The sequence below is a fragment of the Variovorax sp. 01N425 genome (assembly GCF_056399465.1).
In genome coordinates this window covers 331,216-345,700 of the sequence record NZ_JBFTRJ010000008.1, presented here as the reverse complement: position 1 = coordinate 345,700, position 14,485 = coordinate 331,216, and the positions used below count along the sequence as shown (strand labels likewise).

At 68.8% G+C, this 14,485-nt stretch carries 15 protein-coding genes; 7 read left to right on the top strand and 8 right to left on the bottom strand.

What is annotated here, in order from left to right; translation table 11 throughout:
- The 6 genes from AC1DSC_RS17160 to AC1DSC_RS17135 form a co-directional block, all read left to right on the top strand.
- The coding region (locus tag AC1DSC_RS17160) for an MBL fold metallo-hydrolase (protein WP_478131833.1) at positions 1-636 on the top strand (636 nt) is incomplete at its 5' end.
- A 136-nt stretch (positions 637-772) separates the two neighbouring features.
- On the top strand, positions 773-2,407 hold the full coding sequence (locus AC1DSC_RS17155) for an FAD-dependent oxidoreductase (RefSeq protein ID WP_418147863.1): 1,635 nt from the start codon (positions 773-775) through the stop codon (positions 2,405-2,407).
- Positions 2,408-2,419: 12 nt separating this feature from the next.
- Complete coding sequence (locus AC1DSC_RS17150; RefSeq protein WP_418147862.1) at positions 2,420-2,629, top strand: DUF2783 domain-containing protein; 210 nt, start codon at positions 2,420-2,422, stop codon at positions 2,627-2,629.
- Between the two features lie 32 nt (positions 2,630-2,661).
- Positions 2,662-3,618, top strand: a complete 957-nt coding sequence (locus AC1DSC_RS17145; protein ID WP_418147860.1) for a Bug family tripartite tricarboxylate transporter substrate binding protein — start codon at positions 2,662-2,664, stop codon at positions 3,616-3,618.
- 136 nt (positions 3,619-3,754) lie between these two features.
- Complete coding sequence (locus tag AC1DSC_RS17140) at positions 3,755-4,225, top strand: helix-turn-helix domain-containing protein (protein ID WP_418147858.1); 471 nt, start codon at positions 3,755-3,757, stop codon at positions 4,223-4,225.
- Positions 4,218-4,952, top strand: coding sequence for a nucleotidyl transferase AbiEii/AbiGii toxin family protein (locus tag AC1DSC_RS17135; RefSeq protein ID WP_418147856.1), 735 nt, complete (start codon positions 4,218-4,220; stop codon positions 4,950-4,952). Before AC1DSC_RS17140 ends, AC1DSC_RS17135 begins: the two co-directional genes overlap by 8 nt.
- 17 nt (positions 4,953-4,969) lie before the next feature.
- Here AC1DSC_RS17135 and AC1DSC_RS17130 read toward each other — a convergent pair whose 3' ends face one another.
- The 7 genes from AC1DSC_RS17130 to AC1DSC_RS17100 form a co-directional block, all read right to left on the bottom strand.
- Entirely contained in the window at positions 4,970-6,838 is a 1,869-nt protein-coding gene (locus AC1DSC_RS17130) for a TRAP transporter large permease (RefSeq protein WP_436288647.1), read from the bottom strand.
- A complete protein-coding gene (locus tag AC1DSC_RS17125; protein WP_015865720.1) occupies positions 6,835-7,848 on the bottom strand; it encodes a TRAP transporter substrate-binding protein in 1,014 nt (337 codons plus the stop codon). The genes AC1DSC_RS17130 and AC1DSC_RS17125 overlap by 4 nt, the downstream gene beginning before the upstream one ends.
- 63 nt (positions 7,849-7,911) lie before the next feature.
- The gene (locus AC1DSC_RS17120) at positions 7,912-9,501 is read right to left on the bottom strand and encodes an acyl-CoA synthetase (RefSeq protein WP_436288646.1); all 1,590 of its coding nucleotides are present in this window, start codon (positions 9,499-9,501) and stop codon (positions 7,912-7,914) included.
- Positions 9,498-10,667, bottom strand: coding sequence for an acetyl-CoA acetyltransferase (locus AC1DSC_RS17115; RefSeq protein WP_478131832.1), 1,170 nt, complete (start codon positions 10,665-10,667; stop codon positions 9,498-9,500). The genes AC1DSC_RS17120 and AC1DSC_RS17115 overlap by 4 nt, the downstream gene beginning before the upstream one ends.
- A gap of 16 nt (positions 10,668-10,683) precedes the next feature.
- A complete protein-coding gene (locus AC1DSC_RS17110) occupies positions 10,684-11,499 on the bottom strand; it encodes an SDR family oxidoreductase (protein ID WP_015865723.1) in 816 nt (271 codons plus the stop codon).
- Positions 11,500-11,526: 27 nt separating this feature from the next.
- The gene (locus AC1DSC_RS17105; protein WP_015865724.1) at positions 11,527-11,928 is read right to left on the bottom strand and encodes a PCC domain-containing protein; all 402 of its coding nucleotides are present in this window, start codon (positions 11,926-11,928) and stop codon (positions 11,527-11,529) included.
- On the bottom strand, positions 11,921-12,472 hold the full coding sequence (locus AC1DSC_RS17100) for a PCC domain-containing protein (protein ID WP_015865725.1): 552 nt from the start codon (positions 12,470-12,472) through the stop codon (positions 11,921-11,923). The genes AC1DSC_RS17105 and AC1DSC_RS17100 overlap by 8 nt, the downstream gene beginning before the upstream one ends.
- A 118-nt stretch (positions 12,473-12,590) precedes the next feature.
- Between AC1DSC_RS17100 and AC1DSC_RS17095 the strand changes: the two genes are divergently transcribed.
- Entirely contained in the window at positions 12,591-13,475 is an 885-nt protein-coding gene (locus tag AC1DSC_RS17095; protein ID WP_015865726.1) for a LysR family transcriptional regulator, read from the top strand.
- A 6-nt stretch (positions 13,476-13,481) separates the two neighbouring features.
- Here the strand turns inward: AC1DSC_RS17095 and AC1DSC_RS17090 are convergent, their stop codons facing one another.
- Positions 13,482-14,408, bottom strand: coding sequence for a LysR family transcriptional regulator (locus AC1DSC_RS17090; protein ID WP_015865727.1), 927 nt, complete (start codon positions 14,406-14,408; stop codon positions 13,482-13,484).
- Positions 14,409-14,485: the final 77 nt, after the last annotated feature.

Here is a 14,485-nt window from a genome sequence, read left to right as displayed (position 1 = left end):
GTGGAGCGCGGCGAACAGGACAAGGCCAGCGAGATCGGCCGCTTCCCGCGCCTGTTCCAGAACGTCGAGACGGTGCCGCCGGGCCTGACCTGGCCCACCATGACCTTCACCGGCAAGATGACGCTGTGGCTCGGCAAGCTCGAGGTGCAACTGCTGCAACTCGGGCGCGGCCACACCAAGGGCGACACGGTGGTCTGGCTGCCGCAGGAGCGCGTGCTGCTCAGCGGCGACCTGGTCGAGTTCGACGCCACCCCCTACGCCGGCGATGCCTATTTCAAGGATTGGCCGCAGACGCTCGAGAACCTCGCGGCCCTGAAACCCGCCGCGCTGGTTCCGGGCCGCGGCCCCGCCCTGCTGGGCGAGGCGCAGGTGGCCGCCGGCCTCAGGGCCACCGGCGGCTTCATTGCCGACGTGCGCGCCTGCGTCGAAGCCGGCGTGGCCGCGGGCAAGGACCTTCATGCGGTCTACCAGGACACCTTCGCGCAGCTCAAGCCCAAGTACGGCCACTGGGTCATCTTCGACCACTGCATGCCCTTCGACGTGACGCGCTGCTACGACGAAGCGACCCAGCACCCGGACCCGCGCATCTGGACGGCCGAGCGCGACATCGAGATGTGGAAGACGCTGGAAGGCTGATCGTCTTGCTCCCTCCCCTTCCGGGGGWGGGTTGGGGTGGGGGGCACGCAGAGCGCCAATTTCGAGCGCCGCTGAGCCCCCATTCCAGCCTTCCCCCGGCGGGGGAAGGAGCAATACAAGAACAAGGAGACACCACGTGATCGACTACCAAAGCCTGCGCTTCGACTACAAGCGCCACCCCGACCAGGACGCCGCTGCGCCAGTACGCCGCCCGGTGGCCGTCATTGGCGCAGGCCCCGTGGGGCTGGCGCTGGCCATCGACCTGGCGCAGCGCGGGATTCCGGTGGTCCTCCTGGACAACGACAACGCGCTGTCCACCGGCTCGCGCGCCATCTGCTTTGCAAAGCGCACGCTCGAGATCTTCGATCGGCTCGGCTGCGGCGAGCGCATGGTCGGCAAGGGCGTGTCGTGGAACGTCGGCCGCGTGTTCTTCAGGAACGAGGAGATCTACAGCTTCGACCTGCTGCCGGAAACCGGACATGCGCGCCCCGCCTTCGTCAACCTGCAGCAGTACTACGTGGAAGGCTTCCTGGCCGAGCGCGCGGCCGGGCTGCCGCTGATCGACCTGCGCTGGAAGAACAAGGTCGCGGGCACCGTGCAGCACGCGGACCATGTCGCGTTGACGGTCGAGACGCCCGACGGGCCCTACCAGCTCGATGCCGTCTATGTCGCGGCCTGCGACGGAAGCCGCTCGAGCATGCGCGCGCTGCTCGGGCTGGAAAGCAAGGGCCGCCAGTTCAAGGACCGCTTCCTGATCGCCGACGTGAAGATGAAGCTCGACCGGCCCGCCGAGCGCTGGTTCTGGTTCGACCCCGAATTCCATCGCAACCAGAGCGTGCTGCTGCACATGCAGCCGGACAACGTCTGGCGCATCGACTTCCAGCTCGGCTGGGACGCCGATCCTGAGGAAGAAAAGAAACCCGAGAAGATCATTCCGCGCGTGAAGGCGCTGCTGGGCGAAGACGCGCAGTTCGATCTCGAATGGGCCAGCGTCTACACCTTCTCCTGCCTGCGGATGGACCGCTTCCGGCACGGCCGCGTGTTCTTCGCCGGGGATTCTGCGCACGGTGTTTCTCCGTTCGGCGCCCGCGGTGCCAACTCGGGCGTGCAGGATGCGGAGAACCTGGCGTGGAAGCTTGCCGCGGTCCTGCAGCGCCAGGCGCCCGACGCACTGCTCGACAGCTACGGCCACGAGCGCGAGTACGCGGCCGACGAGAACATCCTCCACTCGACACGCGCCACCGACTTCATCACGCCCAAGAGCGAGGTCAGCAGGCTGTTCCGCGACGCGGTGCTCGAACTTGCCAAGCGCCACGCCTTTGCGCGCACCCTGGTCAACAGCGGCCGCCTGTCGGTGCCGGCCACGCTGCACACCTCGGCCTTGAACACGCCGGACGCCGACGCCTTCGAGGGGTGCATGGTGCCGGGCGCCGTGGCGGCGGATGCGCCGCTGGTCCGCGCCGACGGCACCGCGGGCTGGCTGCTGCAGGAAGCAGGCAGCGGCGCGTTCACGGCCGTGGTGTTCGGCAGCGGCGAGGTCGCGGACCGCGCGGCCCGCGCTGCGGCCGCGGCCGGCGCCGCCGCCGGCGTGCCCATCGAGACGGTGCGCATCCCGACCGACGAAGCCCATGCGCTGGCAGCCCGGCGCTACGACGCGCGTGCCGGCACGCTCTACCTGCTGCGCCCCGACCAGCACGTGTGCGGACGCTGGCGCCGCGCCGATGCCGGCCTCGTGCGCGCCGCGCTCGATCGCGCGCTTTGCAACGCCTGAAGGATTCCTGCCATGCCGCAAGCCACTACCGCGCAACAGCTGACGACCGCACCGAACATCGAAGCCCCTGACGATTTCTACGAGGCGCTGATCGAAGCGCACCAGGGCCTCTCCACGGACCAGAGCCACGCCTTCAACGCACGGCTGCTGCTGGTCCTGGCCAACCACATCGGATCGCTGCCCGTGCTGCGCGAGGCCTTCGCCGCCGCAGCACGCAAGTGAAAGCACCCATCACAACCACCGGAGACAAACCCATGATTCGCCTTTTCCTGACCGGCCTCGCGCTGGCCGCAAGCACCCATCTCGCCGTCGCGCAGGACAGCAAGCCCATCGAATGGGTGGTGGGCTACGCCGCGGGCGGCGGCTCCGACTCCGTGGCGCGCGCCACCGCGGAGACGATGGCAAAGAGCCTGGGCCGGCCCATCGTCATCAACAACAAGCCCGGCGCGGCGACCAACATTGCCGCGGACTACGCCGCCCGCTCGAAGGACTACGGCAGCATGATGCTGACGGCCGACTTCGCCACGCTTGCAGCCAACCCCTTCCTTTTTTCCAAGCTCAGCTACAACGCCGAGAAGGATCTTGCGCCGGTCGGCATGCTGGCGCGCTTTCCGCTCGTGCTGGTGGTCGGCCCGCAGGTGCCGGCGAAGAACTTCAAGGAGTTCATCGCGTGGGCCAAGGCGCAGCTGGGCGGCGTGAACTACGCGTCGGCCGGCGCCGGCAGTCCGCACCACCTGGCCGCCGAGTTGCTGCGCGAAAAGACCGGCATCGCGATGACGCACGTCGCCTACCGCGGCGCGGCGCCGGCAATGCAGGACATCCTTGGCGGCCAGGTGCCCTTCATGATGGTCGACACCGCCAGCGGCAACCAGTTTGTGCTGGCCGGCAAGGTCAAGGCAATCGGCGTTGCCAGCGCAAAGCGCATCGCGACGCTGCCCGACGTGCCGACCCTCGCGGAGCAGGGGCTCGCCGACTACGAGGCCTATGCGTGGCAGGGACTGGCGGTGCCCAGCGCCACGCCCGCAGAGACGGTCGAGAAGCTCAACAAAGCGCTGGTCGATGCACTGAACTCGGCCCCCGTGAAAGCCCGCTTCCTGGCGCTCGGCGTCGAAGGACTGCCAGGCACACCGAACGACATGGCCGCGTATGTGAAGGGCGAGCGCGAACGTTGGGGCCGCCTCATCAAGGCGAACAACATCAAGGTCGATTGATCGGGTCCGTGTTGCCGGGCGGGCACGCGCCGGGCCGACGGTTGAACGCGGGCTCCGAGCTGGATGCAGCAGAGCTCCGATTTATGCCTCTCATTCTGGACAAATTCCCCAATTTTGTCTAATATGAGATACATATATGCCTTCTGCAGCTCCACCCCTCGCCCCTGCGGCCGATCGCCGCCTTGCAGCGTTCGGCCGGCGCATCCACGCTCGCCGCAAGGCCCTGAAAGTCAGCGCCACCACAACGGCGGAGGCTGCGGGCGTGTCCCGCATGACACTGCACAGAATCGAACGCGGCGAACCCTCGGTCACGATGGGGGCCTACATGAATGCCCTCGCCGCGCTGGGGCTCGATGTCGACGTGGTCCCGGCAACCCAATCCGCGCCCCCGGCGCCGATTGCGGGCGGCGTTCGAATCTCCGATTACCCCCAACTGCGCCGGCTCGCCTGGCAGTTGGCGCCGGATACCGAGCTCACGCCTGCAGAGGCCTGGGCCACCTACGAACGCAACTGGCGCCATGTCGACGCATCGGCGCTCGACGCGCGGGAGCGGCAACTGCTCGACGAACTGGCACGCGCATTGGGCAGGAAGCCGCTGCATGTTTGAACGGCCGCACCACCGACGGGTCGCCGAGGCACTTGCAATGCTCGATGCCGAGTTGCTTGTCGAGAACCACTGCCTGTTCGGCGGCGGCACGGCCATCGCGCTTCGCTATGGCGAGTACCGCGAGTCGGTGGACATCGACTTCCTCGTTTCCGATATCGATGGCTACCGGCAGCTGCGCCAGCTGCTGACCGGTGAGCAGGGGCTGAGCGCACTGGCCCGCAAGGGGGCAAAGATCCAGCAGACCGGCGAACTTCGCGCCGATCAATATGGCATCCGCTCGATGGTGCGTGTGGGTGACGTGGATATCAAGTTCGAGATCGTGCTCGAAGCACGCATCGAACTCGATGTGCCAGGCAAGCAAGACTGCATCGGCGACATTGCGACGCTCACCGTACTGGACATGGCCGCAAGCAAGCTGCTTGCAAATTCGGATCGCTGGGCCGACGACAGCGTCTTCAGCCGCGACATCATCGACCTGGCCATGATGCACCCTGGTGCCGCACTGCTGCGCCGCGCGGCGGCCAAGGCCAGACAGGCCTACGGCAGCAGCATCGACAGCGATCTGGCAAAGGCCGTGAACGCGCTGCTGACACGCCACGGACGCATGGACCGCTGCATGGCGGTGCTGCAAATGACGCCTGCTGTGACACCCGCGCTGCTCCGCCAGCGCATCAAGGCCTTGCTGCCCCGAGTTCCAAGCGCCAGGGGCAAAGCTGCCAACCCTTGATAGCAGGTCCGGGCCCCTCAAAGAAACCCAATGGACAGCCAGGGAATCGCCGCCACCGCAATCGTCCCCACCAGCAGCGCCACCATGTAGCCCGCAATCGGCCGGATGCCCGCGTCGGGGTGCACGCGGCCGATCGCGCAGGCCGCGTAGTAGCCCACGCCCAGCGGCGGCGCGAACAGGCCGAGGCCCATCGACAGCACCACCACCATCGCGTAGTGCACCTCATGGATGCCCAACTGCCGAGCTATCGGGAACAGCAGCGGCCCGAACAGCACGATGGCCGGAATGCCCTCGAGCACGCTGCCCAGCACCACGAAGATCACCAGCGACACCGCCAGGAACATCGGCGCGCCGCCGGGCAGGCCGGTCATCGCTTCGGCCAAGAGGCGCGAGAAGCCCGATTGCGTGAGGCCCCAGGCCATGGCCGTCGCGGTGCCGATGATCAGCAGGATGGCGCCCGAGAGCGACGCCGTGGCAACGAGCATCGGCCCGAGCCGCTTCCAGTCGAACTGCCGGTACACGACGAGCCCCGCGACCACGGCGTACATGATGCCGATGGTCGAGACCTCGGTGGCGGTGGCCACGCCTTCGACCACCGCCGCGCGAATCACGAACGGCAGCGCCAGCGCCGGCAACGCCACGACGGCCAGCCGACCGACCTCGCGCCACGGCGTGCGCACGACATCGCGCAGGTCCTCGCCGCGGCAGCGGAAGTACACGACCACGCAAAGCATCAGGCCCAGCACCACGGCCGGCAGCAGCCCGCCCGTGAACAGCGCGGCAATCGACACGCCCGTGACCGAGCCGATGGTGATCAGCACCAGGCTGGGAGGCACCGTCTCGGTCTGCGCGCCTGTCGCGGCCAGCAGCGCGACGAGTTCGCCCTCGCTCGCGCCGCGCTGCTTCATCTCGGGAAAAAGCGCCGGCGCTACCGCCGCCATGTCGGCTGCCTTGGAGCCCGAGATGCCCGACACGAGGTACATCGCGCCCACCAGCACGTACGACAGCCCGCCTTTCACATGCCCCAGCAGGCCCGCGAGAAACGCGACCATGGCCTTGGCCATGCCGGTCATCTCGATCAGCAGGCCAAGGAACACGAAGAGCGGCACCGCGAGCAAAATCAGGTGCGACATGCCCTCGTCCATGCGCCCCACGATCACCGGCAGCGCCGTGTCTGTGGCCAGCGCCAGGTAGCCGAAGGTGCCAAGGCCGAACGAAAAGGCGATGGGAATGCCCGCGAGCACGCCCGCCAGCACCACGCCGACGAAGAACACCAGCAGGTTCAGCCGACCGAGCTCCTGGAACACCGAGCGGCCCAGCGTGAACGCGACGACCAGCGTGACGACGATCGCCACCGCCTTGGCCGTGATGCGCCACTCCACGTCGCGCAGCAGCCTGAGCACCGCGAACAGGCCCATCAGGCCCACACCCACCGGCAGCGCCGCGGCCCGCCACGCATTCGAGATGTTCAGCGCGGGCGTGGTGATGAAGCGCTCCTCCGACGCGTACTCCCAGGCCGGCCACGCCACCATCGCCAGGAAGGCGAGCGAGGCGCACAGCGCCAAGGCCTCGAACAACGGACGCCGCGATGGCGGCTGCATCGAAACCAGCGCCGTCATGCGCATGTGCTCGCCGCGCCGCAGCGCGACCACCGCGCCCAGCATCGCGAGCCAGATGAACAGGATCGACGCGAGCTCGTCGGACCAGACCAGCGGGCTGTGGAACACGAAGCGCGCGAGCACGCCCGCCAGCAGCACCGCCACGTCGGCCAGCACCAGGCCGCCGGCCGCCATGTCGACCAGCATGCCGAGCCGGCGCTCGATGGCCGACAGCCGGGGCGCATCGACCCGCGCGCCGGCCGCCAGGCCGAGGGCCGGCCCGCTCATGCAAGCTTGCCCGCGCTGCGCTCGAGCAGCGCCCAGGCCTCGTCGCCGTACTTGGCCTTCCACTCGCTGTAGAAGCCGGCCTTGCGCAGTTGGTCGCGGAAGGCGGCTGCGTCCGGCTGGTTGAAGGCCATGCCCTTGGCGGCCAGTTCCTTCTGCAGCCCTGCGTTGAGCTCGGCCACGTCGGCGCGCTCCTTCATGCCGGCCGCGTTGATGTGGCGGGCCACCACGGTGCGCAGGTCGGCGGGCAGCTTGTCCCAGGCACGGCGGTTGGCCAGGAACCAGAAACCGTCCCACATGTGGTTGCTGAGCGAGCAGTACTTCTGCACCTCGTAGAGCTTGGCCGTCGCGATGATGGCGAGCGGGTTCTCCTGCCCGTCGACGATCTTGGTCTGCAGCGCCGAATAGACCTCGGCAAAGTTGATGGACGTGGGCGCGGCGTCGAGCGCCTTGAACATCGAGGTCCACAGCGGCGACACCGGCACGCGGATCTTGAAGCCCTTCATGTCCTGCGGCGCGGCAATGGCCCGGCTCGATGACGTGATCTGCCTGAAGCCGTTGTCCCAGATCTTTTCCATCGGCACGATGTTGGCCTTGGCGATCTGCTGGCGGATGTGCGCGCCCAGCTCGCCGTCCATCGCCTTCCACACGCTCGCGTAGTCGTTGAAGGCAAAGCCCACGCCGCTGATCGACGCCGAAGGCACGAGCGTGGAAAGGATCAACCCCGACAGCGTGAAGAACTCCACGCCGCCCGAGCGCAGCTGGCTCAGCACGTCGGTGTCGGAACCCAGCTGGTTGCTCGGGAAGATCTGGATGTCGACGCGGCCGCCGGTCTCGGCGCGGATGGCGTCGGCCATCTCCTTGGCGCGGATGTTGAGCGGATGCGTGACCGGCAGGTTGTTTGCGTACTTGTAGTTGAACTCGGCCTTCTGCGCGAAGGCGCGGTGCATGGGAACGGCGAGGCTGGCGGCCAGTGCCGTCGAGCGCAGCACGGTGCGGCGGGTGATGCTCATTTTTTGTCTCCTGGTCCTTTTGTGAATGGATCTGCTCGTGCGGGGCGGCGTCGATGGGTGCGCTCAGGTGGTGGCGGCCTCCTTCACGTCACCGCGTTCGAGCAACTGCTTGCGGATGTCGGCCTTGGCGACCTTGCCGTAGCCCGACTTCGGCAGCGCATCCCAGAAGAAGATGTGCCGCGGCCAGCGGTACTTCGCGCAGCGGCCGTCCAGGTGCTGCAGCAGCTGCTCGGCCGTGAGGCCGGGTTGCGAAGCGACGATCACCGCCACGCCCACCTCGCCCCATTTCTCGTCCGCGATGCCGAGCACCGCCGCCTCGCGCACGGCGGGATGCATCAGCAAGATTTCTTCGACCTCGCGCGGGTACACGTTGGAACCGCCCGAGATGTACATGTCCGATTCGCGGCCCGTGATGTAGAGCAGCCCGCGCGCATCCATGCGGCCGAGATCGCCGGTGTGGAACCAGCCGCCGCGCAGCGCTTTCTCGGTGGCCTCGGGGTTGTTGAAGTAGCCCGCGAACACGGCCGGTCCGCGGCAGCAGATCTCGCCCACGGTGCCGGCGGGCACCGGCTGCATCCACGCGTCGAGGATGGCCACCTCCATGCCGGTGCGGGCCCGGCCGCAGCAGCCGATGTTCGCGTTCGGATCGTCGTCGTCGGCGGCATGCATGGCCGGCGGCAGCACCGTGATGCAGCCCGTGACTTCGCCCAGGCCAAAGTACTGCACCAGCACCTTGCCGAGTTTTTGCAGCGCGCGCTTCTGGTCCGCGCGGTACATCGGCGCGCCCGCATAGACCACGTAGCGCAGCGAGCCGTGGTCGAAGCGGTCGACGGCCGGGTCTTCCACCAGCATCTTGACGATGGTCGGCACCGTGAAGACGTTGGTCACGCGGTGCCGCTCCACCAGCGCCCAGAAGGTGGCCGGCTCCAGCCTGTCGGACGCGAGCAGCACGGTGGCGGCGCCGCGGGCCACGTTGAGCAGCGCGTGGATGCCCGCGCCATGCGACAGCGGCGCGACGGCGATCGAGCAGTCGTGCTCGGTGGTGCCCGGAATCAGGTCGGCCAGGTGGTTGGCCACGACGAAGGCCATCTGCCCGTGCGTGAGCACGGCGGCCTTCGGGCGGCCGGTGGTGCCCGAGGTGTAGAAGTACCACAGCGGCTGGTCGGCATCGACCTGCACCATCGCCGCGGGCGCACCGGCATTGGCCGCGAGCAGCGCTTCATAACCGAATTCATCCGCGCGCGGAAGACCGATGGTGACGACCGAGCGCAGATGCGAAGACGCGGCCTTCACCGCCTCCACATGCTCGGCAAAGCAGTCCTCGGCCAGCATGACGCTGGCCTCGCTGGCGCTGCCCAGGTAGGCGACTTCCGGCGGCGTGAGCCGGAAGTTGACCGGCACCCACACCGCGCCCAGGCGGAAGGCAGCCCAGCAGCTCTCGAACAGCGCCGGGTTGTTGCGCGACATCACGAGCAGCTTGTCGCCCGGCCGCAGGCCGAGCGCGCGCAGCGCCTGCACCAGCGCATCGACGCGCGCATCGATCTCGCGCCAGGTCCTCTGCCGCTCGCCCTGGATCAGGCCCGGCCGATCGGGAAAGAGCGCGGCCGTCTGCGACAGCAGCGCGGACAGGTTCATCGCCCGCGCCTGGCTCATGCCGCCTCCAGCACGCTCAGGTAGTTGGCGACCGCGGCGCCGCCCATGTTGAAGACCGCGCCCGGCTTGCCGGAGCCGACCTGCATGTCGCCCGCCAGGCCTGCCAGCTGCATCGCGGCCATCACGTGCTGCGACACGCCGGTAGCGCCGATCGGATGGCCGCGCGACTTCAGTCCGCCCGACGGGTTGACGGGCAGCTTGCCGTCCTTGCGGCTCACGCCGTCCAGGATCACGCGTGCGCCCTGCCCGTGCGGCGCCAGGCCCATGGCTTCGTACTCGAGCAGCTCTGCGATGGTGAAGCAGTCGTGCGTCTCGACGAAGCCCAGGTCATGCAGCGAGAGCCCCGCCGCGGCCAGCCCCTGCTGCCACGCGAGCGCCGCGCCCTCGAAGCGGGTCGGGTCGCGGCGCGACAGCGGCAGGTAGTCGTTGACCTGCGTGCGCGAGCGCCAGCGCACCGCCGGGACCGTTGCCGACGCAACCGGCTCGGCCGAAATGACCAGCGCCGCCGCGCCGTCGGAAACCAGCGAGCAGTCGGAGCGCTTGAGCGGACCCGCGACGAAGGGGTTCTTCTCCGACGGCTGGCGGCAGAAGTCGAAACCCGGGTCGCGCCGCATGTGCGCATAAGGGTTGTGCACGCCGTTGGCGTGGTTCTTGGCCGAGATGGCCGCGAGCGCATCGCTCTGGTCGCCGAAGCGCTCGAAGTAGCCGCCCGCGATGTTGCCGAAGACGCCGGCAAAGCCCGCCGGCGTTTCGCCCTCTTCCTTCACGTAGGAGCAGCGCAGCAGCGTCTCGGCAATGCGCGGGCCGGGCACGGCGTTCATGATCTCGAAGCCGACCACCAGCGCATGCCGCACGCGCCCGCACTGCACCGCATCGAGCGCGGCCCAGATTGCGGCCGAACCGGTGGCGCATGCGTTTTCCATGCGCACCGCAGGAACATGGCGCAGCTCGGGCAGCGCCAGGCCCACCAGCGACGCGCTGAAGTCCTGCGGCAGGAAGCCGCTGTTGAAATGGCCGACGAAGACGCCGTCGATGTCGGCCGCAGCGAGCCCCGCGGTCTGCAGCGCGGGCTCGACCGCCGAGCGGATGAGCGCTTCGCTCTCCGCGGCATCGAGCTTGCCGAAAGCCGTGTGTCCCCAGCCGATGATGCAGGCGTTGGTGGTCATTGGGCGCTTCTCCTTGTCAGGCGTGGTCGGTGGCGGGCACGGGCATGCCCCGGCGCAGGGTCGGCAGGCCGACGCCGGCGGCATCGAAGCCGCCATCGACGGCCAGCACCTGGCCGTTGATGAAGCTCGCCTCGTCGCTGCACAGGAAGCCCACGGCGTTGGCCATTTCCTCCGGCGTGCCGTAGCGGCCGAGCGGAATGGTGTCGTAGTAGTCGGAGCGGATCGCCACGCTGTGCACGAGCTTGGCCATCTCGGTTTCCACCGGCCCCGGCGCGATCACGTTCACGCGCACGCCGGCGTTGCCCAGCTCCACCGCATGCTGCTTGGTCAGGTGGATGAGCGCCGCCTTGCTGGTGCCGTAGGCCACCCGCAGCGTGCTGGCGCGCAGGCCCGAGATGGAGGCGATGTTCACCACCGCGCCGCTCCCGCGTTCGACCATCAGCGCGCCGAAGGCCTGCGTGCAGAGGAAGGCGCCGTCCAGGTTGGTGCCGAGCACGGTGCGCCATTCCTCGAACGAAGTCCGGAGCACCGGCTTGAACACCGCCACGCCGGCGTTGTTGACCAGCGCATCGACGCGGCCGAAGCGCTCGACCACGGCCTTTGCCGCGCTCTCGACCTGCGACGGCTTCGACACGTCGCAGTGCAGGCCGAGCAGCTTCGCGGGCTGCGCGACTTCGGCCACCGCCTGGTCGAGCGTGGCGCCGTCGACGTCGAGCAGCGCGACGCTGTAGCCGTGCGCCAGGAACCAGCGGCCGATGGCCAGGCCGATGCCGCGCGCGCCTCCGGTGACGACGGCGACGCGGGAAGACGATGAAGCGGAGAGTTCGGTCATGGATGGGAGTTTCTGCAGTGAATGAGATCAGTTGTTGCCCGGCGATGGCAGCCACTCTTCGAGCGTGACTTCGAAGGTGACGCAGACGGCATTGGCGCCCGCCACGAACGGCCCGCCATACAGGTGGCCGTGCGTGTCCGCCACCACGCCGGTGAGCGCGGCGCGCAGGGATCCGTCGGGCTGCGAACGCACCTCGCCGGCCAGGCTCACGATCTCGGCGGCCGGACCGCGGATCACCTGGCAGGAACCGTCGGCGCGCTCGAGGCAGGCATCGACGAGGCTGCCCAGCGCGCCGCGCACGAACGCATGGCCGAAGCCTTCCGCGAGGCAGAGCTTCTCGACGCTCGAGACGAGGTCTTCGTTGGGTGCGATGCGCGCATAGGCCACGCGGCCCATGCACCCGCTTTCGATCATGCGCATCTCAGCCATGGATGCGCCTGGCCTGGGGCCGCATCAGCGGCATGCGGGTTTCGTCGTCGTAGACCACGCGCAGTTCGAAGCTGTCGAGCGCGGTGACCACGGCGGTGACGCTGCGCCGTCCGACCACCGTGCGGTCGGTCAGGATGTGGCCGCCGCGCACCGCGCCGTCGGCGGTGCGGAAGGCGCCGTGGCAATGGACCACCGGCGTGCCGCCGGCGGAGCTGCCGAGCGTCGCGTTGCCGAAGATGAAGCAGGCGCCCTGCACCGTGTGCGGCGCGCCGTAGGTGGCGAGCACGCGGCCCGTGGGATCGGGCAACGCAAGGCAGAAGCCGAGCTCGGCCAGCTCGCCGCCGATCAGCGTCATCGATGCGCTGGCCACGCCTTCGTCCGCCAGCGCCTGCACGAGGCTCTCGTGCAGCGTGCGGCCGCCGGGCAGCGCAAGCCGGAAGTGCCGGCCCTTCTGGTCGCGCATGCGATCGATGCGCACGGGCCGGAAAGGCCCCGGATGCACCACCGTGCGCGAGCGCGGCAGCCCCATCAGTTTCTCGACCATCGCTTTGTCTCCTTGCCGCGCCGTTCGGATCGTCAGCGCTGGTGGAGGCAAAGTCTAGAAGTTGACATCAATAGCAACAAATTTAGAATTCGTATCGATCAATACAAAATTCAGATAGATGGAAATCCGCCACCTCCGCTGCCTTATCGCCGTGGCCGAAGAGCTGCACTTCGGGCGCGCGGCGCAGCGCCTGAACCTGTCGCAGCCGCCCGTGAGCCTCGCGATCAAGGAGATGGAGGAAGAACTGGGCGTCACGCTGTTCGAGCGCACCTCGCGCCGCATCGCGATCACGCGCGCTGGGGACGAAGCGCTTCGCGATGCGCGCGCCGTGCTGCTCGGCATGGACACGCTGCGCCGGCGCGCGCAGGAGGCCGCGGCCGGGCTCATGGGATCGATCTCGATCGGCTTCATCAGCCTGCCGGCCTATTCGTTCTTGCCGCGGGTGCTGCGGCAGTTCTCGGACGAGAACGAGCGGGCCGAGATCGCGCTGTGGGAGGGCACGACCGACCAGATCATCGGCGACGTCGAATCGGGCCGGCTCGACGTGGGCCTGGTGCTGCAGCCGTCCAGCATGCCCGCCTCGCTGGGCTCGCGGCTGGTGCAGAAGGATGCGCTGATCCTCGCGATGCCCGAGGCGCATCCGCTGGTGCGGCCCGGCAGCATTGCGCTCGAAAAATTCTCGGGCGAGCGCTTCCTGGGCTTCGAGCGGCACTTCGGGCCGCAGGTGTTCGATGCGATCGTGGCCACCTGCATGCGGCGCGGCTTCAGCCCGCGCCTGTTTCCGGCGCGCCAGATGCACACCATCGTGAGCCTGGTCTCGGGCGGGCTGGGCGTGGCGCTGGTGCCGGCCTGCGTCAAGGCGCTGCACCGCGAAGGCGTGGCGTACCGCTCGCTCAAGGGCGAGAAGACCTACATCGACACCCTGGCGGTGTGGCGCAAGGCGGACGATTCGCCGCTGGTGCGCGCACTGCTGGCGCTGCTGCCGACGCTCAGCAGCGTCTGAGGGCGCTCAGGCGCCGTCCTTCACCAGGTCCCACAGCGCCTCGGCCATGGGCGCCATGTGGGCCTGCTGCCGGTACAGCCGGATGTCCACCGGCACCCGCCAGCCGCCTGCACCGGCATCCACCAGCGTGCCGCCGCGCAGGTCGTCCGCCACCAGGCTCATCGGCAGCCATGCGAGGCCGCGCCCTTCGAGCGCCATGGTCCGCAGCAGCGCGGCATGGTGCGCCGTGAAGACCACCGACAGCGAAGGCGCGAAGTCCTTGCCGAACTCGATGTCCTGGATCGCCCGCATGATCCGCCCCAGCCCCGAGGCCTCGCTGTAGGCCAGCACCGACGGCGCCTGCTGCGTGCCCAGCGCATGCAGCGGCAGGCCGCGCGCATCCGGCGCCGCCACCGGCACGAGCACGTCGTCGCTCAAGCGCTGCATCGGGTACTGCGCTTCGTCGAGCCGGCCGGGCGCATGCGCATGGCCATGGCACAGCACGAACTGCACGCGGCGCTGCAGCATCAGGTCTTCGCAGGCCTGCGAACTGTCGGAGATGGTCTGGATCGGCCCCAGGCTCAGCCGCGCCTCCACGCTGGCCAGCCAGCGCGGAAAGAAGGTCAGCGACAGCACGTGCGTGGCGGCAAAGCTCAGGCTCGCCGCGGCCATGTCGTGCGCCGCGCGCGTCTTGATGCGCGCGGCCTCCAGCGCGGCCAGCACCTCCTGCAGCAGCGGCTGGAAGCGCTTGCCCGCCGCCGTGAGCGCGGCCGGGTGCGCGCTGCGGTCGAACAGGTCGACCCCCACCCACTCCTCGAGCGCGCGGATATGGCGGCTGAAGGCCGGCTGGGCGATGGAGCGCGCCTGCGCCGCGCGCGAGAAATTGCCGCTCTCGGCCAGGGCCAGGAAGTCTTCCAGCCATTCGAGGTCGAGGGGTCGGTTGCCGGGGCCCATGCGCAGTGCGAGCGGTTGAATAGTTGTATGCGATTCGAGTATTGGACGGTGCAGGCCCCGCCGGCCAAAGATGCGGG

What these genes read in the sequence shown, in the direction of transcription:
- AC1DSC_RS17150 (WP_418147862.1), top strand. Translation starts at nt 2,420, where the DNA reads ATGCCGCAAGCCACTACCGCGCAACAGCTGACGACCGCACCGAACATC.
- AC1DSC_RS17145 (WP_418147860.1), top strand. Translation starts at nt 2,662, where the DNA reads ATGATTCGCCTTTTCCTGACCGGCCTCGCGCTGGCCGCAAGCACCCAT.
- AC1DSC_RS17140 (WP_418147858.1), top strand. Translation starts at nt 3,755, where the DNA reads ATGCCTTCTGCAGCTCCACCCCTCGCCCCTGCGGCCGATCGCCGCCTT.
- AC1DSC_RS17135 (WP_418147856.1), top strand. Translation starts at nt 4,218, where the DNA reads ATGTTTGAACGGCCGCACCACCGACGGGTCGCCGAGGCACTTGCAATG.
- AC1DSC_RS17130 (WP_436288647.1), bottom strand. Translation starts at nt 6,838, where the DNA reads ATGAGCGGGCCGGCCCTCGGCCTGGCGGCCGGCGCGCGGGTCGATGCG.
- AC1DSC_RS17125 (WP_015865720.1), bottom strand. Translation starts at nt 7,848, where the DNA reads ATGAGCATCACCCGCCGCACCGTGCTGCGCTCGACGGCACTGGCCGCC.
- AC1DSC_RS17120 (WP_436288646.1), bottom strand. Translation starts at nt 9,501, where the DNA reads ATGAGCCAGGCGCGGGCGATGAACCTGTCCGCGCTGCTGTCGCAGACG.
- AC1DSC_RS17115 (WP_478131832.1), bottom strand. Translation starts at nt 10,667, where the DNA reads ATGACCACCAACGCCTGCATCATCGGCTGGGGACACACGGCTTTCGGC.
- AC1DSC_RS17110 (WP_015865723.1), bottom strand. Translation starts at nt 11,499, where the DNA reads ATGACCGAACTCTCCGCTTCATCGTCTTCCCGCGTCGCCGTCGTCACC.
- AC1DSC_RS17105 (WP_015865724.1), bottom strand. Translation starts at nt 11,928, where the DNA reads ATGGCTGAGATGCGCATGATCGAAAGCGGGTGCATGGGCCGCGTGGCC.
- AC1DSC_RS17100 (WP_015865725.1), bottom strand. Translation starts at nt 12,472, where the DNA reads ATGGTCGAGAAACTGATGGGGCTGCCGCGCTCGCGCACGGTGGTGCAT.
- AC1DSC_RS17095 (WP_015865726.1), top strand. Translation starts at nt 12,591, where the DNA reads ATGGAAATCCGCCACCTCCGCTGCCTTATCGCCGTGGCCGAAGAGCTG.
- AC1DSC_RS17090 (WP_015865727.1), bottom strand. Translation starts at nt 14,408, where the DNA reads ATGGGCCCCGGCAACCGACCCCTCGACCTCGAATGGCTGGAAGACTTC.